The organism is Spiribacter salinus M19-40 (assembly GCF_000319575.2).
Lineage (GTDB): Bacteria > Pseudomonadota > Gammaproteobacteria > Nitrococcales > Nitrococcaceae > Spiribacter > Spiribacter salinus.
Genome location: NC_021291.1, coordinates 63790 through 88462, shown reverse-complemented (window position 1 = coordinate 88462; position 24673 = coordinate 63790). Strand labels below are relative to the sequence as shown.

Annotated in this window: 25 protein-coding genes; all 25 read right to left on the bottom strand. The window is 64.3% G+C overall.

The window, feature by feature from the left end:
• Positions 1-25 precede the first annotated feature (25 nt).
• On the bottom strand, positions 26-820 hold the full coding sequence (gene djlA, locus SPISAL_RS00395) for a co-chaperone DjlA (protein WP_016352488.1): 795 nt from the start codon (positions 818-820) through the stop codon (positions 26-28).
• 16 nt (positions 821-836) lie between these two features.
• A complete protein-coding gene (locus SPISAL_RS00390) occupies positions 837-2285 on the bottom strand; it encodes a bifunctional 2-methylcitrate dehydratase/aconitate hydratase (protein WP_016352487.1) in 1449 nt (482 codons plus the stop codon).
• A gap of 6 nt (positions 2286-2291) precedes the next feature.
• Positions 2292-3410: a bifunctional 2-methylcitrate synthase/citrate synthase gene (gene prpC, locus SPISAL_RS00385; protein WP_016352486.1), complete on the bottom strand. Its 1119-nt coding sequence runs from the start codon at positions 3408-3410 to the stop codon at positions 2292-2294.
• 32 nt (positions 3411-3442) lie between these two features.
• Entirely contained in the window at positions 3443-4864 is a 1422-nt protein-coding gene (lpdA, locus tag SPISAL_RS00380) for a dihydrolipoyl dehydrogenase (RefSeq protein WP_016352485.1), read from the bottom strand.
• Between the two features lie 22 nt (positions 4865-4886).
• Entirely contained in the window at positions 4887-6197 is a 1311-nt protein-coding gene (gene odhB / locus SPISAL_RS00375) for a 2-oxoglutarate dehydrogenase complex dihydrolipoyllysine-residue succinyltransferase (RefSeq protein ID WP_016352484.1), read from the bottom strand.
• Between the two features lie 20 nt (positions 6198-6217).
• Positions 6218-9055 carry a 2-oxoglutarate dehydrogenase E1 component gene (locus tag SPISAL_RS00370; RefSeq protein WP_016352483.1) on the bottom strand — a complete coding sequence of 946 codons (2838 nt, stop codon included), beginning with the start codon at positions 9053-9055 and terminating at the stop codon, positions 6218-6220.
• Positions 9056-9256: 201 nt separating this feature from the next.
• Positions 9257-10042 carry a twin-arginine translocase subunit TatC gene (tatC, locus tag SPISAL_RS00365; RefSeq protein ID WP_016352482.1) on the bottom strand — a complete coding sequence of 262 codons (786 nt, stop codon included), beginning with the start codon at positions 10040-10042 and terminating at the stop codon, positions 9257-9259.
• Positions 10039-10368 carry a Sec-independent protein translocase protein TatB gene (gene tatB, locus SPISAL_RS00360; protein WP_016352481.1) on the bottom strand — a complete coding sequence of 110 codons (330 nt, stop codon included), beginning with the start codon at positions 10366-10368 and terminating at the stop codon, positions 10039-10041. Before tatB ends, tatC begins: the two co-directional genes overlap by 4 nt.
• A gap of 21 nt (positions 10369-10389) precedes the next feature.
• Positions 10390-10659: a twin-arginine translocase TatA/TatE family subunit gene (tatA, locus tag SPISAL_RS00355; protein WP_016352480.1), complete on the bottom strand. Its 270-nt coding sequence runs from the start codon at positions 10657-10659 to the stop codon at positions 10390-10392.
• Between the two features lie 23 nt (positions 10660-10682).
• A complete protein-coding gene (locus SPISAL_RS00350; protein WP_016352479.1) occupies positions 10683-11021 on the bottom strand; it encodes a phosphoribosyl-ATP diphosphatase in 339 nt (112 codons plus the stop codon).
• Positions 11014-11406, bottom strand: a complete 393-nt coding sequence (gene hisI, locus SPISAL_RS00345) for a phosphoribosyl-AMP cyclohydrolase (protein WP_016352478.1) — start codon at positions 11404-11406, stop codon at positions 11014-11016. Before hisI ends, SPISAL_RS00350 begins: the two co-directional genes overlap by 8 nt.
• Positions 11406-12176: an imidazole glycerol phosphate synthase subunit HisF gene (gene hisF, locus SPISAL_RS00340; protein ID WP_016352477.1), complete on the bottom strand. Its 771-nt coding sequence runs from the start codon at positions 12174-12176 to the stop codon at positions 11406-11408. Before hisF ends, hisI begins: the two co-directional genes overlap by 1 nt.
• Before the next feature lie 2 nt (positions 12177-12178).
• Entirely contained in the window at positions 12179-12919 is a 741-nt protein-coding gene (hisA, locus tag SPISAL_RS00335; RefSeq protein WP_016352476.1) for a 1-(5-phosphoribosyl)-5-[(5-phosphoribosylamino)methylideneamino]imidazole-4-carboxamide isomerase, read from the bottom strand.
• Positions 12910-13548: an imidazole glycerol phosphate synthase subunit HisH gene (gene hisH, locus SPISAL_RS00330; RefSeq protein WP_016352475.1), complete on the bottom strand. Its 639-nt coding sequence runs from the start codon at positions 13546-13548 to the stop codon at positions 12910-12912. Before hisH ends, hisA begins: the two co-directional genes overlap by 10 nt.
• Positions 13549-13574: 26 nt before the next feature.
• On the bottom strand, positions 13575-14168 hold the full coding sequence (hisB, locus tag SPISAL_RS00325; RefSeq protein WP_016352474.1) for an imidazoleglycerol-phosphate dehydratase HisB: 594 nt from the start codon (positions 14166-14168) through the stop codon (positions 13575-13577).
• A gap of 44 nt (positions 14169-14212) precedes the next feature.
• Complete coding sequence (gene dtd / locus SPISAL_RS00320) at positions 14213-14674, bottom strand: D-aminoacyl-tRNA deacylase (RefSeq protein WP_016352473.1); 462 nt, start codon at positions 14672-14674, stop codon at positions 14213-14215.
• Complete coding sequence (locus SPISAL_RS00315; protein WP_016352472.1) at positions 14671-14982, bottom strand: tetratricopeptide repeat protein; 312 nt, start codon at positions 14980-14982, stop codon at positions 14671-14673. Before SPISAL_RS00315 ends, dtd begins: the two co-directional genes overlap by 4 nt.
• A gap of 25 nt (positions 14983-15007) precedes the next feature.
• A complete protein-coding gene (locus tag SPISAL_RS00310) occupies positions 15008-16465 on the bottom strand; it encodes a TrkH family potassium uptake protein (RefSeq protein ID WP_016352471.1) in 1458 nt (485 codons plus the stop codon).
• Between the two features lie 9 nt (positions 16466-16474).
• The gene (gene trkA / locus SPISAL_RS00305) at positions 16475-17851 is read right to left on the bottom strand and encodes a Trk system potassium transporter TrkA (RefSeq protein WP_016352470.1); all 1377 of its coding nucleotides are present in this window, start codon (positions 17849-17851) and stop codon (positions 16475-16477) included.
• A complete protein-coding gene (locus SPISAL_RS00300; RefSeq protein WP_016352469.1) occupies positions 17848-19158 on the bottom strand; it encodes a sigma-54-dependent transcriptional regulator in 1311 nt (436 codons plus the stop codon). Before SPISAL_RS00300 ends, trkA begins: the two co-directional genes overlap by 4 nt.
• Positions 19155-21332 (bottom strand): sensor histidine kinase, encoded by a 2178-nt coding sequence (locus tag SPISAL_RS00295; RefSeq protein ID WP_016352468.1) that lies wholly within the window; start codon positions 21330-21332, stop codon positions 19155-19157. Before SPISAL_RS00295 ends, SPISAL_RS00300 begins: the two co-directional genes overlap by 4 nt.
• Positions 21329-21898 carry a DUF4390 domain-containing protein gene (locus tag SPISAL_RS00290; protein ID WP_016352467.1) on the bottom strand — a complete coding sequence of 190 codons (570 nt, stop codon included), beginning with the start codon at positions 21896-21898 and terminating at the stop codon, positions 21329-21331. The genes SPISAL_RS00295 and SPISAL_RS00290 overlap by 4 nt, the downstream gene beginning before the upstream one ends.
• Positions 21876-23186 (bottom strand): 16S rRNA (cytosine(967)-C(5))-methyltransferase RsmB, encoded by a 1311-nt coding sequence (rsmB, locus tag SPISAL_RS00285; RefSeq protein WP_016352466.1) that lies wholly within the window; start codon positions 23184-23186, stop codon positions 21876-21878. The genes SPISAL_RS00290 and rsmB overlap by 23 nt, the downstream gene beginning before the upstream one ends.
• Positions 23164-24105 carry a methionyl-tRNA formyltransferase gene (fmt, locus tag SPISAL_RS00280; RefSeq protein WP_016352465.1) on the bottom strand — a complete coding sequence of 314 codons (942 nt, stop codon included), beginning with the start codon at positions 24103-24105 and terminating at the stop codon, positions 23164-23166. Before fmt ends, rsmB begins: the two co-directional genes overlap by 23 nt.
• A 20-nt stretch (positions 24106-24125) precedes the next feature.
• Complete coding sequence (def, locus tag SPISAL_RS00275) at positions 24126-24659, bottom strand: peptide deformylase (protein WP_016352464.1); 534 nt, start codon at positions 24657-24659, stop codon at positions 24126-24128.
• Positions 24660-24673 lie beyond the last annotated feature (14 nt).

Here is a 24673-nt window from a genome sequence, read left to right as displayed (position 1 = left end):
TAGGACCGTGGCCTCGACATCGAGTTCAGCGCATCCCCCGCGCCTGCTTGATGCTGTCGTAGGCCGACTGAATCTCCTGCGCGCGCTCCTTGGCAATGCGCATCATCTCCTCGGGCAGCCCCTTGGCCACCAATTTGTCGGGATGATGCTCACTCATCAGCCGGCGCCAGGCCCGCTTGACCTCGGCATCGGTGGCGTTCGCATTGACGCCGAGTGTGTCATAGGCAGCGGCCAGTTCGGATTCGCCGCCCTTCTGATTGGCGGCTTGCCCGCCCATCATGGTCTCGAGACGGGCGTAATCCTCCTCGGATAGGCCGAGGCCCAGGGCAATCCGCCGGAGTACGGCCCGCTCGGCCTCATCAAAGCGGCCATCGGCCAGCGCCGCCTGAATCTGGATCTCGAGGAACATCCGAACCAGCTGCACATGACCGCGGCAGTAACGCCGGAACTCCTGTAGCGTCTGGTCCAGATCGGCGTCGCCATCCCGACCCGCCTTGAAGTAGCTGATGGCCTCTTCACGCTGCGTGGCGTTGAGGTCCATGCGCTGCATGACCTGCTTGGCCACACGAATTTCGGCCTCGGTAACCCGGCCATCGGCCTTGCAGACGTGGCCCATGACCACAAAGACGCTACGGAAGAACGCCGCATGCACCATTTGCCGGTGAGCGGCACTGCCGGCCCCGGCAAAACCGCGCACCTGCCCACGGGACAGGGCGCGATCAAACCAGTTACCGATGATGAAGCCAACGATGGCGCCGACCCAGCCCCCTGCGAAGCTGCCGAACAGGGTGCCGAGGAGTTTGCCGATCCAGAATCTCATGACGGCAAGAATGCCGTCACTGCGTCCAGAGGTCCATGAACTCGTTCACCGGCATGGCTTCCAGGCGGTTCTGATCGCCGCAGGCGGCCTCGATTCGGCTGGCCTGGCGGGGCGCGAAGCGCGTGGCCAGCGCCGCCTCGAACTTCTTCACCAGCTCCGGCAGCCCCTCTTCACGGCGGCGGCGGTGACCGATGGGGTAATCCACCGCAATCCGGTCCGTCGAGCTGCCGTCCTTGAAGAAAACTTGCACGGCGTTACCAATGGCGCGCTTATCCGGATCAAGGTATTCCTTGGAGAAGGTCGGGTTCTCGACCACTTCCATGCGCTCGCGCAGGGCGTCGATGCGCGGATCCGCGGCCACCGCGTCTTCGTAATCGGCGGCGGTCAGACGACCAAAGATCAGCGGCACGGCGACCATGTACTGGATACAGTGATCCCGGTCGGCCGGGTTATTGAGCGCTCCGGTCTTGTCGATGATGCGCACGCCGGCCTCCTGGGTCTCGATGACGATGCGATCGATATCGTCGATCCGCTCGGCGACCTGCGGATGCAGCGTCATGGCGGCCTCGGCCGCGGTTTGCGCATGGAACTCGGCGGGGAAGCTGATCTTGAACAGGATATTCTCCATTACATAGCTGCCGAGTGGCTGGGCCAGGTTGACGGTCTCGCCCTTGAACAGCACGTCCTGGAAGCCCCAGGTCGGCGCCGACAGGGCTGCCGGATAGCCCAGCTCGCCCGTCCGGGTCATCAGTGCCAGGCGGAGACCGCGTGCCGAGGCATCCCCGGCCGCCCAGCTCTTGCGCGGGCCAGCTTGCGGGGCATGGCGGTAGGCTCGCAGTGCACCCCCATCGAGCAGCGCATGACTGGCGACCGTCATGACGTCTTCCCGGCTGCCGCCGAGCAGGTGGGTGCTGACACAGGCGGAAGCGAGCCGCACCAGCAACACGTGATCCAGGCCGACGCGGTTAAAGCTGTTCTCCAGTGCGATCACGCCCTGGATCTCGTGGGCGCGGATCATCGCGGTGAGCACATCCCGCATGACCGGCGGCTCACGGCCTTCGGCAATTGCCCGCCGCGCGAGGTAGTCGGCGAGCGCGAGAATGGCGCCCAGATTATCGGAGGGGTGGCCCCACTCAGCGGCCAGCCACGTGTCGTTGAAATCGAGCCAGCGGACCATGGCGCCGATATTGAACGCCGCCTGAACGGGGTCGAGCTGATACGGGGTACCGGGCACCCGAGCGCCACCGGTCATGTCGGCCCCGGGCACGACCGGGCCGAGCAGCTTGGTGCAGGCGGGGTACTCCAGCGCCAGCAAGCCACAGGCCAGAGTGTCCATCAGGCAGTATCGAGCGGTGCTATAGGCCTCGTCCGAGCGAATCGGCGTCGCCGTCACATAATCGGCCAGCGCCTCAAGCAGTTGATCGGGATCGGGGCGCTCTGCGCTGCGCACTTTCACATCACTCATCGTGTCTTAACCTCGCTCTTCAATCGGTACCCAGGCCTGCAACTCAGGCCCGGTGTAGTCCGCGCTCGGGCGGATGATGCGGTTATTCGCCCGCTGCTCTTTGACGTGCGCGGCCCAGCCGGTGAGCCGGGAGATCACGAAAATCGGCGTGAAAAGCGGGGTTGGAATGCCCATGAAATGATAGGCGCTGGCGTGGAAGAAATCGGCGTTGCAGAAAAGCCCCTTCTCGCGCTCCATCACGGCCTCGACCCGTTCGGAGACGGGGTAGAGCCGGGTGTCACCGACCTGCTCAGCGAGCTCGCGCGACCAGGCCTTGATGATCGCGTTACGGGGGTCAGCCTTGCGGTAAATCGCGTGGCCAAAACCCATGACTTTTTCCTTGCGCTCGAGCATGCCGAGCAGCTCGCGCTCAGCCTCGTCCGGGCTCTGCCAGTCCTCGATCATGGCCATGGCGGCCTCATTGGCGCCGCCATGGAGCGGGCCGCGCAGCGTGCCAATGGCGCCGGTAATGCAGGAGTGCACATCCGACAGGGTCGAGGCACAGGTGCGCGCGGTGAACGTGGAGGCGTTGAACTCGTGCTCGGCATAGAGAATGAGCGAGGCCTGCATCACTTTCACATGCATCGGATCCGGCGTCTTGCCGTGCAACAGGTGCAGGAAATGCCCGCCGGTGCTGTCCTCGTCACTGTCGGTGTCGATCCGAACGCCGTCATGGCTGAAGCGATACCAGTACGTGATGATGCCGGGGAAGGCGGCGAGCATGCGGTCGATGTGCCAGTCCTGTTCACTGAAATCGGCCTCTGTCTCGAGGTTGCCGAGCATGGAGCAGCCCGTGCGCATGACATCCATCGGGTGGGCGTCTGCGGGGATGCGCTCGAGCACCTCACACAGCGCCTTGGGCAACGCCCGCAACCCTTTCAGACGCTCGCGGTAGGCTGACAGCTCTTTCGCGGTCGGCAGATGCCCGTACAAGAGCAAATAGGCGACTTCCTCGAACGCCGCCTTCTCGGCCAGGTCGTGGATGTCGTAGCCCCGGTAGGTCAAACCGGTACCCGCCTGCCCGACCGTGCACAGGGCGGTCTCGCCCGCGGTGATTCCCCGCAGTCCTGCGGTATTCTCAGCCATTACTCCTCCTCCTTGGCGGAACCGGTTCGCCGTCAGTTTGCCTTGTGGATCGCCCGTTTGCCGACGGCCAGCGCCGCCTCATGGACCGCTTCCGAGAGCGTCGGATGGGCGTGAATGGTGCGCGCCAGATCTTCAGCGCTCGCCTCGTACTCCATGGCCAGAGTGGCCTCGGCAATGAGCTCACTGGCCTGTGGCCCCACCATATGGACCCCCAGAATACGATCGGTCTCGGCGTGGGCGAGCACCTTCACGATGCCGTCCTTGCGATCGATAGCCTGCGCCCGACCGGTCGCCGCAAAGCTGAATGTGCCGCTGCGATGGGGAATGCCCGCCGCCTTCAGCTGGCCTTCGGTGCGACCGACCCAGGCGATCTCCGGGTCGGTGTAGATGACCCACGGAATGGTCTCGTAATTCACGTGACCGGCATGGCCCGCGATCCGCTCGGCGACCATGACGCCTTCCTCGGAGCCCTTGTGCGCCAGCATCGGCCCGCGGACCACGTCGCCAACGGCGTACACGCCCGGGATGTTGGTCTCGCAGTAATCATCCACATGCACGAAGCCGCGCTCGTCGGTGAGCAGATTGGCATCTTCCGAGGCCAGCCCATCGGTATGGGGACGGCGCCCCACCGAGACGATGACCTTGTCGACCTGCAGAGTCTGCTTGCCGTCCTCGTCTTCGTAATGAACGCTGATGGTCTTGCCTTTGCGGGCCTCGGTCACCCGACAGCCGAGCTTGATCTCCAGGCCCTGCTTCTCGAAGAGCTTGCGTGACTCGCGGGCAACCTGCTGATCGACCGGCGACAGGAACGTATCCTGGGCCTCGAGCAGCACCACTTTGGATCCCAACCGGTTCCAGACACTGCCCATCTCCAGGCCAATGACGCCTGCGCCAATCACGGCCAGGCGCTTGGGTACCTCGCGAAAGTCCTGGGCGCCGGCCGAATCGACGATGCGATCACCATCCAGCGGGGCCGCACCAATCTCGATGGGGCGCGAGCCGGTCGCCAGCATGACGTTGCCCGCTGACAGCTTGCGCGCCTTGCCCTTGTGGGGCGTGAACTCCACTTCGCGGTCGGCCAGTAGCTTGCCGTGGCCCTGGAGCCACTCGATGTTGTTCGCCTTGAACAGCTGCTTGATGCCCCCGGTCAGATCGGAGACGACCTTGTCCTTGCGCTTGATCATCTGCGGGACGTCGAGACTGGCGCCTTCCACCTTGATCCCGTGGCCGGCGAGCTCCGAGTGCACGCGATGGAAATGCTCCGAGGAGTCCAGCAAGGCCTTGGAGGGGATACACCCCACGTTCAAGCAGGTGCCGCCCAGGGCGGGCGCGCCATCCTTTTGCTTGTACTCGTCGATCACGGCCACGCTCATGCCGAGCTGGGCACATCGAATGGCGCCGACATAGCCGGCCGGACCGGCCCCGATAACAATGACGTCGTAGGTATCCGTCATGATGACTCCTGAATTCGTTGGCTCAGACCTCGAGCAGCAGGCGTGCCGGGTCTTCGAGCATGTCCTTGATGGTCACCAGAAACTGCACGGCTTCCTTGCCATCGATAATCCGATGATCGTAGGAGTGCGCGAGATACATCAGTGGCTTGATGACCACCTGACCGTTCTCGGCAACAGGGCGTTCCTGGATCTTGTGCATCCCCAGAATCCCGCTCTGCGGCGGATTGAGTATGGGCGTGGAGACCAGCGAGCCGAAGATCCCGCCATTGGTGATGGTGAACGTGCCGCCGGTGAGCTCATCGATCTCAATCTTGCCGGCCTGGGCCCGCTGACCGAAATCGGCGATGGCGGCCTCGATTTCCGCGAAAGACCGCTGATCCGCATCCCGCAGCACCGGCACCATCAACCCGCGTTCTGTGGAAACGGCAATGCCGATGTCGTAGTAGCCGTGGTAGAGGATGTCGGTTCCGTCGATGGAGGCATTCACTGACGGGAAGCGCTTAAGGGCCTCAACGGCCGCTTTTACGAAAAACGACATGAAGCCCAGCTTCGTGTCGTGGGTTTTCTGGAACTGATCCTTGTGACGCGCGCGCAGATCCATCACCGGCTGCATGTCCACTTCATTGAAGGTGGTGAGCATGGCCGCGGTCTGCTGAGCCTCGACCAGGCGCTCAGCAATTCGCTGGCGCAGACGGGTCATGGGGACCCGTCGTTCCTCGCGATCGCCCGCGGGGGCCGAAGCCGCCGGCGCTTGAGCGCCGGACGGTGGCGCCGCTGACGCGCCGGCCGGTGCAGACGCTGGCGCGGGCGCGGCGGGGGCCGGCGCGGTTGATGCAGCGCTGCCACCCTGCTCCATGAACCGCAGCACGTCCTCTTTGAGGATCCGGCCGTTACGACCCGTCGCCGGGATCTGCCGGGCGTCAAGGCCATGTTCATCCACGAGATGGCGGACCGCCGGACTGAGCGGCGGCAACTCGCCACTGGCTGGCGCTGGCGCAGCATCCGCAGCCGGCGCCGCGGCCTCAGCTGGCGGAGAGGCCGGCGCCGACTCGGCGGCGGCAGCAGGCGCGCTGGCACCGCTACTGGCGGCGCCGCCGCCTTCGGTCAGCATCGCTACCACTTCACCGGCCGTGACCGTCTCGCCCTCGGCTTTCAGGATCTCCCCGAGCACGCCGTCTTCGGGGGCGGGGACTTCCAGCACGACCTTATCGGTCTCGAGGTCGACGAGATTCTCGTCGCGCTCCACCGACTCGCCCGCCTGCTTGTGCCAGGTGACAACCGTTGCCTCGCTGACCGATTCCGGCAGCGCGGGGACCTTGACTTCGGTGCTCATCGACTCCTCACTCTTGGTTGTTATCCGTGAACCTTGCCGAGCGCGTCCGCCACCAGGCGACGCTGCTGCTCGTGATGGACTTTGCCATATCCCACGGCCGGTGAAGCAGAGGCCTCCCGGCCCGCATAGGTGAGCTTCTGCTCACGCGTAATGCATTGGGTGAGATGGTGGTAACTCTGATACCACGCGCCCTGATTCTTGGGCTCTTCCTGGCACCAGACGACCTCGCGCGCGGTCTTGTAGCGACGCTTGAGCAGCGCGGAGAGCTCCGCCTCGGGGAAGGGATACAGCTGCTCCACCCGAATTAGCGCCACGTCACCGCGGCCCTGACGGCGGCGCTCCTCGAGCAGGTCGTAGTAAACCTTGCCGCTGCACACCACCACCCGGCGCACGGCACTCGCCTTCACCCCTTCGGTGTCATCGATCACGTTATGGAAATAGCCGTTGGAGAGGTCATCCAGCACCGAGGTGGAGAGCTTGTGCCGCAACAGACTCTTGGGCGTCATCACCACGAGCGGCTTACGCCAGGCCCGCAGCATCTGCCGGCGAATCATGTGGAAGAACTGCGCGGGCGTCGAGGGCACGCAGACCTGAATATTCTGCTCGGCACACAGCTGCAGGAAGCGCTCGATGCGCGCTGAGGAATGCTCCGGACCCTGCCCCTCATAGCCATGGGGCAGATACAACGTGAGCCCGCACAACCGGCCCCACTTGGTCTCGCCAGAGGCAATAAACTGATCAATGAGCACCTGGGCGCCGTTGGCAAAATCACCGAACTGAGCCTCCCAGATCACCATGGTCTCCGGGTCGGCCGTGGCATACCCGTATTCGAAGCCCAACACAGCTTCCTCGGAGAGGAGCGAGTCGATCACGACAAAGTCGTCGGGTTGCTCGGGAATGGTCTTGAGCGGGGTGTGTGTGGAGCCGTCTGCCGCGTTATGAAGAACGGAGTTGCGGTGGAAAAAGGTACCCCGCCCCGAGTCCTGGCCGGTCAGGCGAACCCGATGGCCTTCCTCGAGCAGACTCGCGTAGGCGATGGTCTCGGCAAACCCCCAGTCCATGTCCAGGGCGCCCGCGGCCATCTTGCGCCGGCTCTCCATCACCGTGGCGACCCGCGGGTTCAGATCGAACCCTTCCGGCAGGCGCTGGAGCTGCTCTTGAAGATGGCGAATGCGATCCACGGATAGCGAGGTATCCACCGGCATATCCCAGGTCGCGTCGAAGTAGGGTGACCAGTCAACGGCGTAGTCCGTCTCCTGGTCCTCAAGCGCACCGGGGGCCACCACTTGTTCGGCGTCGAGGGCATCCCGGTATTCGCGCTCAAGGGCTTTGCTCTGCTCGCTCTCGAGAACGCCTTCCTCGGCCAGCTGATCGGCGTAGAGCTTGCGCACGGACGGCCGCGCCTTGATCTTTTTGTACATCATCGGCTGCGTGGCCGAGGGCTCGTCCGCCTCGTTATGGCCATGGCGGCGATAGCAAACCAGATCGATCACCACATCCGAGTGGAATTCGCGGCGGTAATCCATGGCGAGCTGCGTGACAAACAGCACCGCCTCCGGGTCATCGCCGTTCACGTGGAAGATCGGCGCCTGCACCATCTTGGCGACTTCCGTGCAGTAGAACGTCGAGCGGGTATCCAGCGGGTTGGAGGTGGTAAAGCCGATCTGGTTGTTGATGACCAGATGCACGGTGCCGCCGGTGTAAAAGCCGCGGGCCTGGGAGAGCTGAAAGGTCTCCATCACCACACCCTGACCGGCCATGGCCGCGTCACCGTGGATCAGCACAGGCAGTACGGTCTCGCCGACCGTGTCGTCATGACGGTACATCCGCGCCCGGGCGGAACCCTCGACCACCGGATTCACAATCTCCAGATGCGACGGGTTGAAGGCGAGTGCCAGATGCAGGGGACCGCCCTCGGTCTGAATATCCGACGAGTAGCCCATGTGGTATTTCACATCACCGGCGTTCGCGTGCTCGGGCGCATGCTCACCATCGAATTCCGCAAAGAGCTCTGCCGGGGATTTGCCCATCACGTTAATCAAGACGTTCAGCCGACCGCGGTGAGCCATGCCGAGCACCAATTCCTTGACACCCTGTGACCCGCCCCGCTGGACGATTTCATCGAGGACCGGAATGGTGGCCTCACCGCCTTCGAGCGAGAAGCGCTTCTGACCGACGTATTTGCTGTTGAGGTATTTTTCGATGCCCTCCGCCGCGGTGAGGCGCTTGAGCAGGGAAACCTTCTCGGCCTCGCTGAGCTGTGCGGTCACTTTCGATTTCTCGAGGCGCTCCTGAATCCAGCGCTTCTGTGCGGTATCAGTGATGTGCATGTACTCGGAGCCGACCTTGCCGGCATACACCGCACGCACCTGCTCCAGAATCTCCCGCAGCGTCAGGCGATCCGGCGCAAACAAGGAACCCGTGTTAAATGGCGTCTCAAGATCGGCGTCGGTCAGGCCATGGAATGCCGGATCCAGATCGGAAACGGTCGGGCGTTCGCGCAAGTCGAGCGGGTCGGTGTCCGCATGCTGATGCCCGCGCACGCGGTAGGCATTGATCAGCCGCAGGACGGCCGCCTGCTTCTGGGCCGCCATCGCATCCATGCCCTCACCGGCAAGCACCGCGCGGCCGCGCGTGCTACTGCGCCCGAGCTGTTCGAAGGCCTCACGAATCGGCCCATGGGGCACATCGCGAACCCGCGACGGATCCATGGATTCGAGATCACGGAAGTAATCCCGCCAGTGGGCATCGACGGCATCCGGATCGGCAAGATACTGCTCGTAGAGCGCCTCAATGAAATTCGCATTGGAGCCATTGAGGTAGGAGTGACTGAGGGACTGCTCGAACGCACCACTCATAGTTGATCACCTGGCGTGCTGGCGGGAAGGCCTCGTTAAACGAGTTTCCGAACACGATACGCCGCACCGACTGCAGACGCAACCAAGACGCGGGTTACAGGCGTTTTTCCCCGTGCCGACAGGACCTCACCGACCTCGACCCGGCCTTTTTCTGACCTCTAGGTCAGTAAATACCCGCCGCTCACTCGGAAAAACACCGGATTAGCTGTCGGAGTTGGACTCGTCTGACGCATCGGTCTCGGGCTCCGGCGCCTTGAACCAGCGCGAGAAGAAGATCCCCAGCTCGAACAGCAGCCACACCGGCACCGCCAGTAGCACCTGAGAGATCACATCCGGCGGCGTCAGCACCATGCCGATGGTAAACGCGGCCACGATGACGTAAGGCCGCTTGGCCGCCAGCGCTTCGCGCGTCGTGGCCCCCGAGCGGACCAGCAGAATCGTGGCAATTGGGACTTCAAAGGAAGCCCCAAACGCGAAGAACAGCGTCATGACAAACGACAGGTATTCGCCGATATCGGTCATCATCGACACGCCCTCGGGCGTCGCCGCCGCGAAGAACTGAAAGATCAACGGGAAGACCACAAAGTAGGCGAACGCCATTCCCAGGTAGAACAGCAAAATGCTCGAAATCAGTAGCGGCCAGATCAGCTGCTTTTCATGGCGATACAGTCCCGGCGCCACAAAGGCCCAGAACTGATAGAGCAGATACGGGATACTGGCAAAAAACGCCCCGACCAGGGAGACCTTGAGCGGAATCAGGAATGGCGTCGCCACCTGGGTGGCGATCATGGAAGTGCCTTCGGGGAGCACGGCCATAAGCGGCCCTGCCAGCGCCGAGTAGAGCGCTTCCCGAAATGGATACAGCACCAGGAACAACACCAGCACGACACCGGCCGCGCGCATCAGCCGATTGCGCAGCTCCAGCAGGTGCGTCAGGAGTGGGCGGTCTTCGTCCTGAGGGCCCTCGTCAGCGGCCTGATCGCTCACGGGCGATTCTCCTGGTCACTGGCCGGGGCGTCCCCATCGGCGGCCTTTTCAGTGCTCGACTTCTGGGTTTTGGCGTCAACATCAACGGCTTCGTTGATCTGCTGCTCCGTCTCTTTCGCCTGGCGGTTCAATGCGGCACGCGTCTCGCGCAGGCCCTCGGCATTGACCTCCCGCTCAACCTCGTCGCGAACAGACTGAAACGACGCGCGGGCCCGGCCGACCCAGAGGCCGAGCGTGCGCATCAAGCGGGGTAACCGCTCCGGGCCAACCACCACCAACGCAATGGCGCCGATGATCAGCAGCTCCCAGAAACTGACGTCGAACATGCAGTACCGCTCCGACCGAGATCAGGAGCCGTCGCTCTTCTTGTCCGCCGTGTCCTTTTCGTCCACTGACTCGCGGTGCTGATTCTGCGTAGAAGACTCGCCGTCTTCCTGCTCCAGGCTATCTTTGGCCTCTTTGGCCTGCTTCTCGCCATCACTCATGGCGCTTTTAAACCCCTTGAGCGCACCGCCGAGATCGGTGCCGACGTTGCGCAGCTTCTTCGTGCCGAACAACAGCAACACGATAACCAGGATCAGCAGCAGCGACCACGGACTAATTCCACCAGGACCCATGTCTCATTACCTCCAAGAAAACATTATTGGCCGCCCTCATCCTTGCCGGAGCGGGCCGCTTTTTCCTCCAGGCCTGACAGCCCGAAGCGTCGTTCCAGTTCGCCCAGCACTTCTGCTGGACCGAGTCCACAGTGGGACAGCATCACGAGGCTATGGAACCACAGATCCGCGGTTTCATAAACGATATCCTGCGATGCGCCGTTCTTGGCCGCCACCACCGTCTCGGTGCACTCCTCACCGAGCTTGCGCAGGATCCGGTCCAGGCCCGCGGCGTGCAGGCCGGCGACGTAGGAGTCCTGTGGATCCGCCGCCTTGCGGGCGTCCAGTACTTCAGCGAGGCGAGTGAGAGTGCCGTCAGTCATGATGCGTGCTTCCGTACAGCGTTTGCGGATCAGTCACCACCGGCTCCGCGTCTTTCCACTCATCACCATCCAGCACCCGATAAAAGCAGCTGCGTCGGCCTGTGTGGCAAGCGACACCCCGTTGATCGACCGCGAGGAGCAGCGTATCGCCATCACAATCCAGGGCGAGTTGGCGCACCACCTGGACCTGTCCCGACGTCTCACCTTTATGCCAGAGCGCCTGACGTGAGCGTGACCAGTATACCGCCTCGCCACGGGCAAGGGTGGCCTCCAGTGCCTCGCGATTCATCCAGGCCATCATTAATACCCGACCGTCGCTGGCATCCTGCGCGATCACCGGCACCAGGCCGTCGGCATTCCACTGTATGGCGTCCAGGCGATCCATCAGCGCACCTCGATCCCGGCCTCGGCCATAAAGGCTTTGGCCTCAGCGATGGTGTACTCACCGAAATGAAAAATGCTGGCGGCCAGCACGGCATCGGCCTTTCCCTTGAGCACGCCATCGGCGAGATGCTGCAGGTTGCCCACACCGCCCGAGGCGATCAGCGGCACGCCAGCGCGCTCGGAAATCGCCTGGTTCAGGGCATTATCAAAGCCGATTCGGGTGCCGTCACGATCCATGCTGGTCACCAGCAGCTCGCCGGCGCCGGCCGCAGCCATCTGCTGCGCCCAATCAACGGCATCGATACCGGTTGGTTTGCGCCCGCCATGTGTGAACACCTCCCAGCGGGGTTCGGTGTCGCTGCCGCCGCTGCGCTTGGCATCAATGGCGACGACGATGCACTGAGCACCGAAACGCTCAGAGGCCGCACGCACCAGATCCGGGTCATGGATCGCTGCGGTATTAATCGCCACCTTATCGGCGCCGGCATTCAGCATGCGCCGGACATCAGCGACTGCACGGATTCCGCCGCCCACGGTCAGGGGAATAAAGACCTCGGCCGCAACGGCCTCGACGGTGTGCACCAACGTCTCGCGCTGCTCATGGCTGGCGGTGATATCCAGGAACGTCAACTCGTCCGCACCGGCGCGGTCGTAGCGTCGGGCGATCTCCACCGGGTCACCGGCGTCGCGAATATCGACAAACTGAACGCCCTTGACCACTCGGCCGCCGTCAATATCCAGGCAGGGAATGATGCGCGAGGCCAGCCCCATGGTCAGGCCTTCACCAGGGTATCAGCGAGGGTCTGGGCCTCGGCCAGATCCAGGCTGCCCTCGTACAGTGCCCGACCAACGATCGCGCCGCTGATGCCGTCGCCTGCCACGGCGCAGAGGGCGCGCACGTCATCCAGGGTGGAGACGCCACCCGAGGCGATGACCGGTATACCGATGGCCCGGGCCAGGTCGGCGGTGGCCGCCACATTGACGCCGCTCATCATGCCGTCGCGGCCGATGTCGGTGAATACAATGGATTCGACCCCGGCATCCTCGAAGCGCTGGGCAAGCGCACTGGCTTGCTCAGTCGAGGTCTCCGCCCAGCCATCGGTGGCCACCAGGCCCTCGCGGGCATCCAGCCCCACGACAATATGGCCGGGAAACTCCAGACACGCATCGTCCACAAAATTGGGCTCGCGCACGGCCTGCGTGCCAATGATCACGTAATCCACACCCACGTCCAAATAGGTCTGAATGACCTCGAAACTGCGGATACCCCCGCCCACTTGAATATCGACCCCCGGGTGCGTCTCGGCGATCCGGCCAACGATGTCGGCGTTGATCGGCACACCGGCAACGGCGCCATCCAGGTCCACCAGATGCAGCCGGCGCGATCCTGCCTCGACCCAGCGTCCAGCAACCGCCAGCGGGTCATCCGAGAAGATGGTTTCATCATCCATCCGGCCCTGTCGCAGGCGGACGCACTTGCCATTCTTCAGATCGATGGCGGGAATCAGCTGCATGGTTCTCCATCCCAGGACAGGAAATTGGTGAGCAGCCGCAGACCCGGCTGCTGGCTCTTTTCGGGGTGAAACTGCGTGGCAAAAAGGTTGCCGGCGCCGATGGCGGCGGCAAACCGCCCGCCATAGTCACTTTCGCCCTGAACGATGTCGGGCGACGCCGGCTCGACGTAATAACTGTGAACGAAATAAAAGCGTTCGTCCTGTTCGATCCCGGCCCACAAGGGGTGCGTGGTGAGCTGGTACAGACGGTTCCAGCCCATGTGCGGCACCTTGAGGCGTGCTGGCGCGCTAGCCCGGTCGCCAAAGTGCCGCACAGTGCCCGGGAAGATGTCCAGCGCCTCAACGCCCTCATTTTCCTCGCTGCGCGTCATGAGTGCTTGCATGCCCATGCAGATGCCAAGGAACGGGCGATCGGCCGCGACCTGATGGAGCACCTCGACCAGCTCATGCTGATGCAGCGCACTCATGCAGTCGCGCACCGCGCCCTGGCCCGGGAAGACCACCCGCTCGGCCGCCGCAATGACCGCGGGGTCATCCGTGACTGCCACCTCGCGCGCGCCGACGTGCTCCAGCGCCCGGGCCACCGAGCGCAGATTGCCCATTCCATAATCGATGACCGCGATGCGCATGCTGTCAGCCTATGGCTTGTGTCGAGTCAGAGCGCGCCCTTTGTGGACGGCAATTCGTCGCCCAGCCGCTCGTCGCGGGTACAGGCCATGCGCAAGGCACGGCCCGCCGCTTTGAACAGCGTCTCGGCGATGTGGTGGGCGTTGTCTCCCGCCAGCGCATCCATATGCAGCGTGACACCCGCGTGGTTCACAAACCCCTGCCAGAACTCACGCACCAGCTCGGTATCGAACTCGCCGATCTGGGCCGTGGGGAAGGCCATCTCGCCATACAGCCCCGGCCGGCCCGACAGATCAACCACCACCCGCGCCAGGGCTTCGTCCAGCGGGCAGAAGGCGTGCCCGTAGCGCACCAGCCCCCGTTTGTCGCCGATGGCCTTGGCAAACGCCTGACCGAGCGCGATCCCGACATCCTCGACCGTGTGGTGGGCATCGATGTGCAAATCGCCCTCGGCGGCAATCGACAGATCCAGCAAGCCGTGGCGGGCGAGCTGATCGAGCATGTGGTCGAAAAACCCGACACCGGTCTCGCGGGTGCCCGCGCCGCTGCCATCCAGATCCAGCGTGAGCCGAATCCGGGTCTCGAGGGTATTGCGCTCAATCGTTGCGCTGCGTTCTTTCATGGCCAGGGTCCACCCCGCGTTTCAACGCTATGGAGGATAGCATGCTACCCCGTTGATCGGGGCTGGCCAGGCACCTCGAGCCAGAAGGTCACCGGGCCGTCGTTGCAAAGCTGCACCTGCATATCGGACCCGAACGGCCCGGTGGCCACCGGCGTGTGGCATTGGCGAGCCTGTTCACAGAGCGCGGCAAAGCGGGCCTCAGCCACCGCCGGCGGTGCCGCGGTGGAGAAGCCTGGCCGACTGCCCTTGCGGGTGTCGGCGGCCAGCGTGAACTGAGGGACCAGCAAAAGCCCGCCCCCGGTCTCAGCCAGGCTGCCATTCATGCGCCCGTCGGCGTCGGGGAAGACGCGGTAGCCCAGCAATCGCTCCAGCAGTCGCTGGCTGGTGCGCTCATCGTCGTGGGGCTGCACGCCCACCAGCACGAGCAGGCCGGATTCAATCGCCCCGACCACCTTGCCCTCGACGCTGACCTGCGCACTCGAAACCCGCTGGAGCAATCCGATCATGCGCCATCCAGGCGCTTGAGCCGCACCTCAAGCTCGCGAACGATCTGCATGTCGCCCTGGCGTCGGGCGGCGGCCAGACCCTCGCGCAACGTTTCCGCCGCCGCCCGCTCATCGCCAGCCTTGAGCTGCAGGCGCCCAAGGGCACGCCACGCCGCGGAGTAGTCCGCATCCAGGGCAATGGCTTGACGCAAATGCACCATGGCCCCGTCCGCATCACCCTCGCGGGCCAGCGCTTCGCCCAGGGTAAGCCGCACCATGGCGCTGTCACGGCCGTTATCGATCATTTTTTGCAGGGCATTAATATCCATGGCAGACAGCCTAGCAACCAGGTGCTTAGCGCCGCCAGAACGCGGGCGTGAACAACACCAACAGGGTAAAGAGCTCGAGCCGCCCGAGGATCATCGCGACACACATCACCAGCTTCGGCCCATCCCCGACACTCGCGAAATTCGCCGCCACATCCCCCAGCGCCGGGCCCAGATTGGCCAGCCCCGAGGCCACCGCCGAGAAGGCCGTGACCTGATCCAGCCCCATGGCGAGGAGCGAGAGCATCAGAATGACGAAAAGCACGACATAGGCGGCGAAAAACCCCCACACGGCATCAATTACCCGCTCGTTCACCGGGCGATTACCGATCTTGATGGGGATCTGGGCCTGGGGGTGGATCAGGCGCATCACCTCACGACCGCCCTGGCGCCAGAGCAGCAGGATCCGGACGACCTTGAGCCCGCCCGAGGTGGAATTGGCACAACCGCCCACCACGGCGATAAACAGCAGCAACACCGGCAGGAAGGCCGGCCAGACATAGTACGAGGCGGTTGTGTAGCCCGTGGTGGTGGCAAACGACACCACCTGGAAGATGGCGTGATGCCAGGTCTCATCCAGGGGCAGATCATGCGCGGCCTGGTAGATGAACAACCCGCCCATGGCGAGCACACAGACCACGGCGACCGCACTCAGGAACGTGACCAGCTCGGGATCGTGGCGCCAGGGCTCGGTACTCATCCGTCGCCACGCCATGAAGTGCAGGGAATAGTTGAGCGCGGACATCAGCATGAAGACCACCGCGATCATCTCGATCAGGGCACTGTCGAAATAGCCTATGCTGGCGTCATGCGTGGAAAAACCGCCCGTGGCGATGGTGGTGAACGCATGACCAATCGCATCGAAAACGCTCATCCCGGCCAGCCAGTAGGCCACGGCACAGACCACGGTCAGGCCCAGGTAGATGTACCAGAGCGCCTTCGCGGTCTCGGCGATCCGTGGTGTGAGCTTGCCGTCCTTCACCGGGCCAGGCAGTTCCGCGCGATAAAGCTGCATCCCACCAATGCCCAGCATGGGCAGGATGGCGACCGCCAGCACGATGATGCCCATGCCCCCGAGCCACTGCAGCTGCTGGCGGTAATAGCGCAGGGAGATCGGTAACTGATCGATGCCGATAACGGCCGTGGCGCCCGTGGTGGTCAGGCCCGAGACGCTCTCGAACAAGGCGTCCACCAGGGAGAAAGGCGCCACCTTCTGCAGGATCAACGGCAAGGCGCCAGCCGCGCTCAGCACCACCCAGAACATCGCCACCACGAAAAAGCCATCGCGTGTGCGCAATTCCCGGCGGGACTGCCGCACGGGCAGCCACAGCAGGGCCCCCAGCGAGAGGAGGGCGGCGAAGGTCATGAAAAACGCCGTGGCCGCGCCGTCTGCGGCCGCCACGGACAGCAGACCAGGTGGCAGCATGGTGAGGCTGAAGACCATCAGCAGAACGCCGAGAACCCGCTGGACGGCATCAGGATGCATCGGTGAGTCCTACAGAAAGGTCACGCCGACCGAGAAGAGTTTCTCGACATCGGACAGACGGGATTTATCGACCAGGAACAGAATGACGTGATCCTCCGGCTCAATCACGGTGTCGTGGTGGGCCATGACCACCTCTTCGCCCCGAACGATGGCACCGATGGTTGTCCCCCGCGGCAGGCGGATTTGATCGATGCGCTTGCCAACCACCTCGGAGCTGCCCGCATCGCCATGGGCGACCGCCTCGATGGCCTCGGCGGCGCCGCGGCGCAGGCTGTGGACCGTGGCGACATCACCGCGCCGAATATGCGCGAGCAGGCTGCCAATGGTGGCCTGCTGCGGTGAGATGGCCACATCAATGTCCTGGCTCGACTGGATCAGATCCACGTAGGCAGCGCGATTGATGAGGGCCATGACCGTGCGCGCGCCGCGCCGCTTGGCCAGCATCGCCGAGAGGATATTGGCCTCGTCGTCATTGGTGAGGGCGCAGAAAACATCGGTGTTCTCGATGTTTTCCTCGAGCAGCAGATCCTCGTCCGCTGCATCCCCGCGCAGCACGATGGTCTTTTTCAGATCATCGGCAATCATGCGGCAGCGCCGGGCGTTGTGATCGATGATCTTGACCTGGTAATCGCCTTCGAGCGACTTCGCCAGGCGCGTGCCAATGTTGCCGCCGCCGGCGAGCATGATGCGCTTGACGGGCTTGTCGAGGCGGCGCAGCTCGCTCATCACCGCGCGAATATTCTTGCGGGCGGCGACGAAGAAAACCTCATCACCCGCCTCGATCACCGTGTCGCCCTCCGGGATGATGGCGCTGCCCCGTCGGTAAATGGCCGCGACTCGGGTCTGCACGCCCGGGACATGCTCGCGTAGCGTGCGCAACTCCTGGCCCACCAACGGCCCACCGTAGTAGGCGCGCACGCCCACCAGCCGGACCCGGCCATCGGCGAAATCCATCACCTGCAACGCCCCCGGGTGCTCAATGAGCCGACGCACGTACTGCGTTACCAACTGCTCCGGGCTGATGAGCACATCAATCGGCAGGGCATCGGGGGCAAAAATCTGCGGGTGGGAGAGGTACTCCACTGCCCGAACCCGGGCGATCTTCGTCGGCGTATGAAACAGCGTTGAGGCCACCTGACAGGCAACCATGTTGGCCTCGTCCGAATCGGTGACCGCGATGATCATGTCCGCATCATCCGCGCCCGCGCGCTCCAGCACTTCCGGGTAGGTCGCGTTGCCGATGATGGTGCGCAGATCCATCCGGTCCTGCAGGGCCTGCAGAATACCGGGGTCGGTGTCGACGACGGTGATGTCGTTGTTCTCGCTGGTCAGGTTAGCGGCAACGGTACCGCCAACTTGTCCTGCCCCCAAAATGATGATTTTCATCCCCGCTCCCCTGTCGCGGCGGTCTCACTGGCATCCTTGGGATCAATGCCGAGGGCGCGCAACTTGCGGTAGAGGTGTGTCCGCTCCATGCCCGCCAGCCGAGCCAGCCGGGCCACGCTGCCATTGGCACGCTGGAGCTGCTGCTGCAGGTAGGCCCGCTCGAACTGCTCCCGGGCCTCACGCAGCGGCAAATCGAGACCAATGGGCGGCGGCCAGGTCTCTGCCGCGCCCCCCGTCGAGCTCGGCGTCGAGAGTGCCTGCTCCACCTCGTTGACATCGATCTCGACTTGCTCACCCAGGACCAGCAGACGCTGCACCAGGTTGCAGAGCTCCCGCACGTTGCCGGGCCACTGATAATGCCGCAGGCGATTCTGGGCTGCCACGGTGAAATGGCGGTAATTCAGGCCGTCGCGCTCGACGAGACGATCCACATAGAAGGCCACCAGCTCGGGGACATCCTCGACATGCTCGCGCAACGGTGGCACCTGCATGGGCACAACACCCAGCGCGTAGTAGAGATCAGAACGACAGCGCCCAGCGGCGACCTCACCCTCCAGATCCCGCGCTGTGGTGGCCATCATGCGCACATCCTGTTTGTTGGCCTCGATGGCGGCGGCCAGTCGAGCCTGCGCCTCGCTATCCAGGTCGGCGACCTCGTCCAGGATGAGCGTGCCGCCCTCAGCCTCCGAAAACAGCTGCTCGGTGCCGGCGCCGCCGGTGAGCGCACCCGCGCCCAGTTCGACCAACGTGCCACCGGCTCGGGGACTCAGCCCATGCAGGTAGCGCGCCAGGCACTTGCGTCCACTGCCCGACTCACCGCTGATGAGTACCCAGCTGTCGCTTGTGGCGACCCGCTGCGCCGTCTCCCGAAGCGCCCGCATCTGCGGGCTGCGGCCCACCGGCTCGATCATCGCCGGGCGGCCGGCGGACGTTGTGGCCGACGGCTGAAGGGCCTGATCCACCGTGACCAGCAGCTTGCCCATCGACAAGGGCTTTTCGACAAAATCCGTGGCGCCCTGGCGCGTCGCCTCAACGGCGGTTTCCACCGTGCCATGTCCGGAGATCATCACCACGGGAAAACCCAGGGCGCCGGTGGATGTCCATTCCTTGAGCAGGGAGATCCCGTCCTCGCCAGGCATCCAGATATCCAGCAGCACCAGGTCAGGCCGGTGTTCCTGCAATCGCTGGCGCGCGACTTCGGCACTTTCCGCCGTTGCCACGGAATAGCCCTCGTCCTCCAGGATCTCCCGAACCAGATCGCGAATATCCGGCTCGTCATCCACGACCAGCACGTAGGCCTTGCTCATTGCCTGTCCCCTATTCGTTCGTCGCTCGCGATCACCCGTGGCAGACGCACCGAAATTCGGGCGCCGCCATTCATGTTGCGCGCGCTGATCATGCCATTGTGCTCCTCGACAATCTTCTTGACGATGGCAAGCCCCAATCCGGAGCCGCGGGGCTTGGTGCTGACATACGGCTCGAACAGCTGGCTTAGCATGTCCTCGGCAAAGCCCGGGCCATTATCCTGGATCTCCAGCTCCACCATGTCTTCGTAGCGCCCCGTACCCCGTGCGGTCACGATCGTGACAGCGCAGTGCCCGTCCTCGGCAGCCTCCAGGGCATTCCGAAGCAGATTGTTCAACAGCTGACGCAGTCGCCCCGGATCGGCCTGCAGCACCGGCAGGTCCTCGGCCAGCTCGAGGCGCAGATCCGGCTCAACCCCCTCACCGCGGTACAGCTCTACGACATCCTGGACCAGGGCATTGAGCTCGACCGTCTGCGGACTCAGTGTGGGGGGCCGGGCATATTCCGAGAACGCCTGGACCATGTCCTTCATGACCTCGACCTGATGAATGATGGTTTGGGTGGAACGCGCCAGCAGGGCAGCCTCATCTCCGTCGAGGCGGGTGCCCACCTTGTGCTGCAACCGCTCGGCGGAGAGCTGGATCGGCGTCAGCGGATTGCGAATTTCGTGGGCCAGGCGCCGGGCCACTTCACCCCAGGCGGCATCGCGCTGCGCCTGAATCAGAGCGGTCACATCATCAAAGACGATCACATCCCCACCATTCTCCCCCTCACCCGGTAGCACGGCGCCACTGCACATTAACGCCCGCCGCCCCTCTGCTGTATCCAGGCTGAGCTCCGCTCGCCATTCCGTCGTGCTGACCTGGCGGTGCTGCTCCAGCAACTCGGCAAATGGGCGAAAATCCGGGTAGCGCTCGGCCAGATCGGCGAGCGGCTTGTTCACGCCCTCGGCAAGCGGCACGGAGAGAATGGCGCTGGCCGCCTCGTTATAAGTCCGAAGCGTGCCATCGGGCGCCAGCGCCAGCACGCCGGACGACAAGCGACCCAGCACGGTCTCCAGATAAGCGCGTTGTGATTCGACGAGCGCCTGGCTGTGCCGCGCCGCATCCCGGACCTCGGCCACACGGCGGCTCATGTCGTTAAACGACCGAACCAGGGAGCCCAGCTCGTCATTGCCGCCAGGCTGCAGCTGGGTGCCGTACTGCCCGGCCGCCATCGCGCGGGTACCCTCAGCCAGCCGGCTAACCGGCGCCACCAGCCGTCGCGCCAGGTAGAACGCCGACCACACGGCGAACAGCAAAGAGAGCAGCAAAACGAGCGAGAGTGTCAGACTGAAACTGTCGTTCAGCGGCCCGCGCAGATAGGCCAGCTCGCGATACTCACTAAAAGCGGTCTCCACTTCCTCGGCGAGATCGTTGATGCGCGGCGACACCGGAAAAAGACCCTGCAAGACCCGGCTGTTGCTCGGCCCCTCCGGCCCCGGCGCTGGCACCAGCGCGCGGATGTGCAGTCCGGCGTTCTCTATGGGATCCAGCCCCACGTAGGGTCGGCCCTGGCGCAGCTGTAACAGCACACTGTCCTCGGGCCGATGCGGGAGGATATCGCCTGTATCGACGCTGCTGGCGGCAATAATCCGGCCGTTCTCGCCCAACAGCGCCAGCTCCGAGGCACCGGTGCGTGAGCGCAAATCCCCCAGCGTGACCGCGGCCATGCCCGCATCCACATCGGACAGCTCAGCGGCCGCCTCTTCCAGGCGCTGACGCATGTCCCGCATGCGCTGGTCCAGCGCCGCCTGGGACAGTTCAAGGGCGTCATCCAGTGCGTTTTCAATGCGCACATCGAACCAGCTATCGACGCCGCGTTGCAGGAACTGCATGGAAAAGCCGTACACGATCATCCCGGGCACCACGGCCAGCACCACGAACAGCCCCATGAGCTTTAGGGTCAATCGACTGCCCGTCTCGCGGGTGCGAACCGAGCGCAACAAACGCCAGATGTTGTTGATGATCAACCCGACCAGGGCGACCAGTACCACGCCATTGAGCAGCAGCAGCCAGATATAAAGCCGGCCGAAGCGGGCGGAGTTCTCCGTCGCCGCGCTCAGCAGATACAGCGAGAGGATCAGCAAAACGCTCAGCGCAATGCGGATCAGGCCCTGGCGCTTTAACTGGCTCACCGGGTCACCTCAGTGTGGTGGGTCTGGCTTGCCAACTGCCAGTCACTATTCACGTAGGCGACGGTGCGAAGCAGGCGCGGGAGTGCGTCCAGATCCAGCGCGGTCTTCAGACCCAGGCGGTAGTCCCGATCCGAGTCCAGGCGGGCCGAGCGCACCACAGGCCAGCCCTCGATGCGGCCCAGGATCGCCAGCAGCGCATCCAGGCTGCGATAACTGCGGCTCTCACCACTGGCGAGCCAAGTCAGCACATAACGCCGACTCATGGCGTGATATTGCAGGCGATAGGCGCGCTCCCGGCTTGCGATCTGGACATTGCGCCACCACCAGCGGGGCCGCTCCAGCACCAGGTTTTGCCGTATCACGAGCGGCACGCCGTTCTCCAACGCCTCGATGGCTGTCTCGGAGAGGTCATAGTCGATGCGCGCGTCGGCAGTCAGCAGCTCGCCCTCAACCCGCGAGGACAGGTCATCCACCTCAAATGCCTGGGCCTCAGCGTTCCCCACCAGGAGCGCCACCAGGATGGCCACGCCGGCCCACCACCACTCAGTGCTTTTCAAGACACGCATAATAAAAGCCATCCACCCCCGCCTCGCCGGTGAGGATCTGGTGACCGTAACCGACAGACTGGCCAACCGGAAGCGCGACCGGGGTGGCTTGCGCGTCATCCTGCCTGGCCATAAACGCTTCAATGACGGCCTCATTTTCCGCGCGCAGCACCGAGCAGGTGGCGTAAACGAGCCGCCCCCCTGGCGCGAGCGACGGCCAGAGCGCCTCGAGCAGTCGCTGCTGGCCTGCCTGCAACACGGCAATGTCTGCCTCGCGTCGCAGCCATTTGATATCCGGGTGCCGCCGAATGACCCCCGTGCCGGAGCAAGGCGCATCCAGCAAGATGCGATCAAAGGCCTGGCCGTCCCACCATGTCGCGGGGTTGCCCGCATCCCCTACCTGGCAATCGGCCACCAGACCGAGGCGTTCCAACGTCTCCGATACGCGAGCCAGGCGGGCGGGTTCATTATCGAGCGCTACCAGGCGGACATCGGCACGCTCCAGGACATGGGCTGCCTTGCCACCCGGTGCGGCACAGGCATCGAGCACGCGATGGCCGGCCTCGGCACCCAATACATCAGCAGCCAACTGGGCCGAGGCGTCCTGCACCGACACCGCCCCTTCAGCAAAGCCAGGCAGTTGTTCAAGTCCGACGGGCGCGGCCAGCACCAGCGCGTCCGCGCATCCAGCTTGCCGCTCGCTATGGATGCCCTCGCCCGCTAACGCCTCGGCGAGCGTCGCCGGATCGGTTTTGCGGCCGTTGACGCGAAGCGTCATCGGGGCCCGCTCGTTTTGCTGCACAAGAAGCGCATCGAGCGCCGTCGGCCAGTCCTGACTCAAGCGGGTATATAGCCAGTCTGGTACCGAATGCTCAACGGCCGGTCGCTGATCCACGGCCGCGAGGCAGGCTGCGCGCTCGCGCTGAAAACGTCGCAACAGCGCGTTGATGAGCTTGACTGCCCAGCGCTTACCCCGCGTCTGCGCGACGGCCACGGTTGCCGAGACCGCGGCATGCGGTGGGATTTGCATCGCAAGCAGTTGATACAACCCCAGTTCCACCACCAGGGCCACATCCAGATCCCGGCTGCGCAACGGTGAGCGCAGACAGTGATCACGCAAGGCGCCGAGGCGGCGATGATGGCGCAGCACACCGTAGGCGAGGGCGCGGCAAAGCGCGCGGTCACGCGGATCAGCCAGTGCCTGCTCACCCGACTCAATGGCCCGATCAAGCGATCGGCCCGCCTTCAGGACATCCATTAAAACGGCCAGCGCGGCCGTGCGGGCATCAGGTGAGGGTGTCGCCGACATGGATCGCGTGCCCCCGCAAAAAATCGGCCACTGGCTGCGCCCGCCCCCCCGGTGCCTGAACCTCGGTCAAGCGCAAGCAGCCCTCGCCGGTCATGACATCCAGGCCTTCATCGCCAGCCGCCACCACCGTCCCCGGTGTGACGCTCTCGGCCGTGGTCATCGCCGGGGTAGGCCGGGCGAACCGGATCCGCAGGGCATCGCCTGCCCAGCCACAGCGTGCGATCGGCCAGGGGTTGAACGCCCGAATTCGGCGCGCCAACTGTTCAGCCGATGCGCGCCAGTCAATCCAGGCCTCGTCCGACGTCAGCTTCGCGGCGTAGGTGACACCCGCCTCGGGCTGGGGCACAGCCGGCAGCCGCCCGGCCGCCCAGTCATCCAGCTTCGCCGCCAGCAGAGCGCCGCCAAGGTCGGCAAGACGATCATGCAGGCTACCCCCGGTTTCGGTATCGCTTAGTGGCGTTGCCGCGTGCGCGACCACCGGACCGGTGTCCAGCCCCGGCGCCATTTCCATCAGGCAGACGCCCGACTCGGTGTCGCCCGCCTCAATGGCGCGCTGGATGGGTGCGGCACCCCGCCAGCGGGGCAGCAACGAGGCATGGACGTTGAGTGCGCCCAACCGCGGCACGTCCAGGATGGTCGTGGGCAGAATCAGGCCGTAGGCCGCCACGATCAGGACATCCGGGGCATAAGTCCGCAGGCGCTCGACGGCCTCGTCCGTGCGCAGGCGCTGCGGTTGTTCGACCGACAGGTCATGGGCCAGCGCCAAGGCTTTGACCGGCGAGGGTCGCAGGCGTCGCCCTCGGCCTGCCGGGCGGTCTGGCTGGGTGTAGACCGCCACCACGTCATGGGGCCCGTCAAGCAGCGCCTGCAGCGCCGGCACCGCGAAATCGGGCGTGCCGGCAAAGGCCACGCGCAGCACGGAGGCGGCCTCGGGCGGGCTCAGACCGCGCCCGTTTTCAGGCTGCCATCACCGCGTTGACGCGCCGCCTTTTCAAACCGCCGCCGCAGCCGTTTGCGTTTCAGATCGGAGAGATGGTCGATGAACAGCCGCCCTTCCAGATGATCGAGTTCGTGCTGGATACACCGCGCCAGCAGCCCTTCGGCCTCAAGCTCGAAGGCCTCGCCGTCGCGATTGAGGGCGCGAACCGTAACGCGCTCCGGTCGCTCGACGTTGTCCAGGTAGCCCGCGATCGACAGACACCCCTCCTCGGCGATGTCACACTGCGTGTCGCGCTCCACCACTTCCGGGTTAATCAGAACCAGGGGTTCATCGCCGGATTCGCTGAGGTCCATCACCACGACCTGTTCATGCACATCGATCTGCGTCGCCGCCAGGCCAATGCCGGGTGCGTCGTACATGGTCTCGAACATGTCCTCGATCAAGGTGTGAATCCGCGCGTCGATCACCTCAACCGCCCGAGCGGGGGTTCGTAGCCGCGGGTCGGGATACTGAAGAATGTCGCGCTTTGCCATGGTACTTCCGTGCT

Excerpts from the sequence above, each read along its gene's own strand:
- SPISAL_RS00310 (WP_016352471.1), bottom strand. The coding sequence starts at position 16,465 with ATGCATCCTGATGCCGTCCAGCGGGTTCTCGGCGTTCTGCTGATGGTC.
- dtd (WP_016352473.1), bottom strand. The coding sequence starts at position 14,674 with ATGATCGGATTGCTCCAGCGGGTTTCGAGTGCGCAGGTCAGCGTCGAG.
- SPISAL_RS00370 (WP_016352483.1), bottom strand. The coding sequence starts at position 9,055 with ATGAGTGGTGCGTTCGAGCAGTCCCTCAGTCACTCCTACCTCAATGGC.
- odhB (WP_016352484.1), bottom strand. The coding sequence starts at position 6,197 with ATGAGCACCGAAGTCAAGGTCCCCGCGCTGCCGGAATCGGTCAGCGAG.
- djlA (WP_016352488.1), bottom strand. The coding sequence starts at position 820 with ATGAGATTCTGGATCGGCAAACTCCTCGGCACCCTGTTCGGCAGCTTC.
- rsmB (WP_016352466.1), bottom strand. The coding sequence starts at position 23,186 with ATGTCGGCGACACCCTCACCTGATGCCCGCACGGCCGCGCTGGCCGTT.
- SPISAL_RS00300 (WP_016352469.1), bottom strand. The coding sequence starts at position 19,158 with ATGAGCAAGGCCTACGTGCTGGTCGTGGATGACGAGCCGGATATTCGC.
- tatB (WP_016352481.1), bottom strand. The coding sequence starts at position 10,368 with ATGTTCGACGTCAGTTTCTGGGAGCTGCTGATCATCGGCGCCATTGCG.
- lpdA (WP_016352485.1), bottom strand. The coding sequence starts at position 4,864 with ATGACGGATACCTACGACGTCATTGTTATCGGGGCCGGTCCGGCCGGC.
- hisI (WP_016352478.1), bottom strand. The coding sequence starts at position 11,406 with ATGGATCGCCTGGACGCCATACAGTGGAATGCCGACGGCCTGGTGCCG.
- SPISAL_RS00350 (WP_016352479.1), bottom strand. The coding sequence starts at position 11,021 with ATGACTGACGGCACTCTCACTCGCCTCGCTGAAGTACTGGACGCCCGC.
- SPISAL_RS00290 (WP_016352467.1), bottom strand. The coding sequence starts at position 21,898 with ATGCGTGTCTTGAAAAGCACTGAGTGGTGGTGGGCCGGCGTGGCCATC.
- def (WP_016352464.1), bottom strand. The coding sequence starts at position 24,659 with ATGGCAAAGCGCGACATTCTTCAGTATCCCGACCCGCGGCTACGAACC.
- hisA (WP_016352476.1), bottom strand. The coding sequence starts at position 12,919 with ATGCAGCTGATTCCCGCCATCGATCTGAAGAATGGCAAGTGCGTCCGC.
- prpC (WP_016352486.1), bottom strand. The coding sequence starts at position 3,410 with ATGGCTGAGAATACCGCAGGACTGCGGGGAATCACCGCGGGCGAGACC.
- hisB (WP_016352474.1), bottom strand. The coding sequence starts at position 14,168 with ATGAAAGAACGCAGCGCAACGATTGAGCGCAATACCCTCGAGACCCGG.
- SPISAL_RS00315 (WP_016352472.1), bottom strand. The coding sequence starts at position 14,982 with ATGGATATTAATGCCCTGCAAAAAATGATCGATAACGGCCGTGACAGC.
- hisH (WP_016352475.1), bottom strand. The coding sequence starts at position 13,548 with ATGCGCATCGCGGTCATCGATTATGGAATGGGCAATCTGCGCTCGGTG.
- tatA (WP_016352480.1), bottom strand. The coding sequence starts at position 10,659 with ATGGGTCCTGGTGGAATTAGTCCGTGGTCGCTGCTGCTGATCCTGGTT.
- trkA (WP_016352470.1), bottom strand. The coding sequence starts at position 17,851 with ATGAAAATCATCATTTTGGGGGCAGGACAAGTTGGCGGTACCGTTGCC.
- SPISAL_RS00390 (WP_016352487.1), bottom strand. The coding sequence starts at position 2,285 with ATGAGTGATGTGAAAGTGCGCAGCGCAGAGCGCCCCGATCCCGATCAA.
- hisF (WP_016352477.1), bottom strand. The coding sequence starts at position 12,176 with ATGGGGCTGGCCTCGCGCATCATTCCCTGCCTGGATATTGACGGCGGC.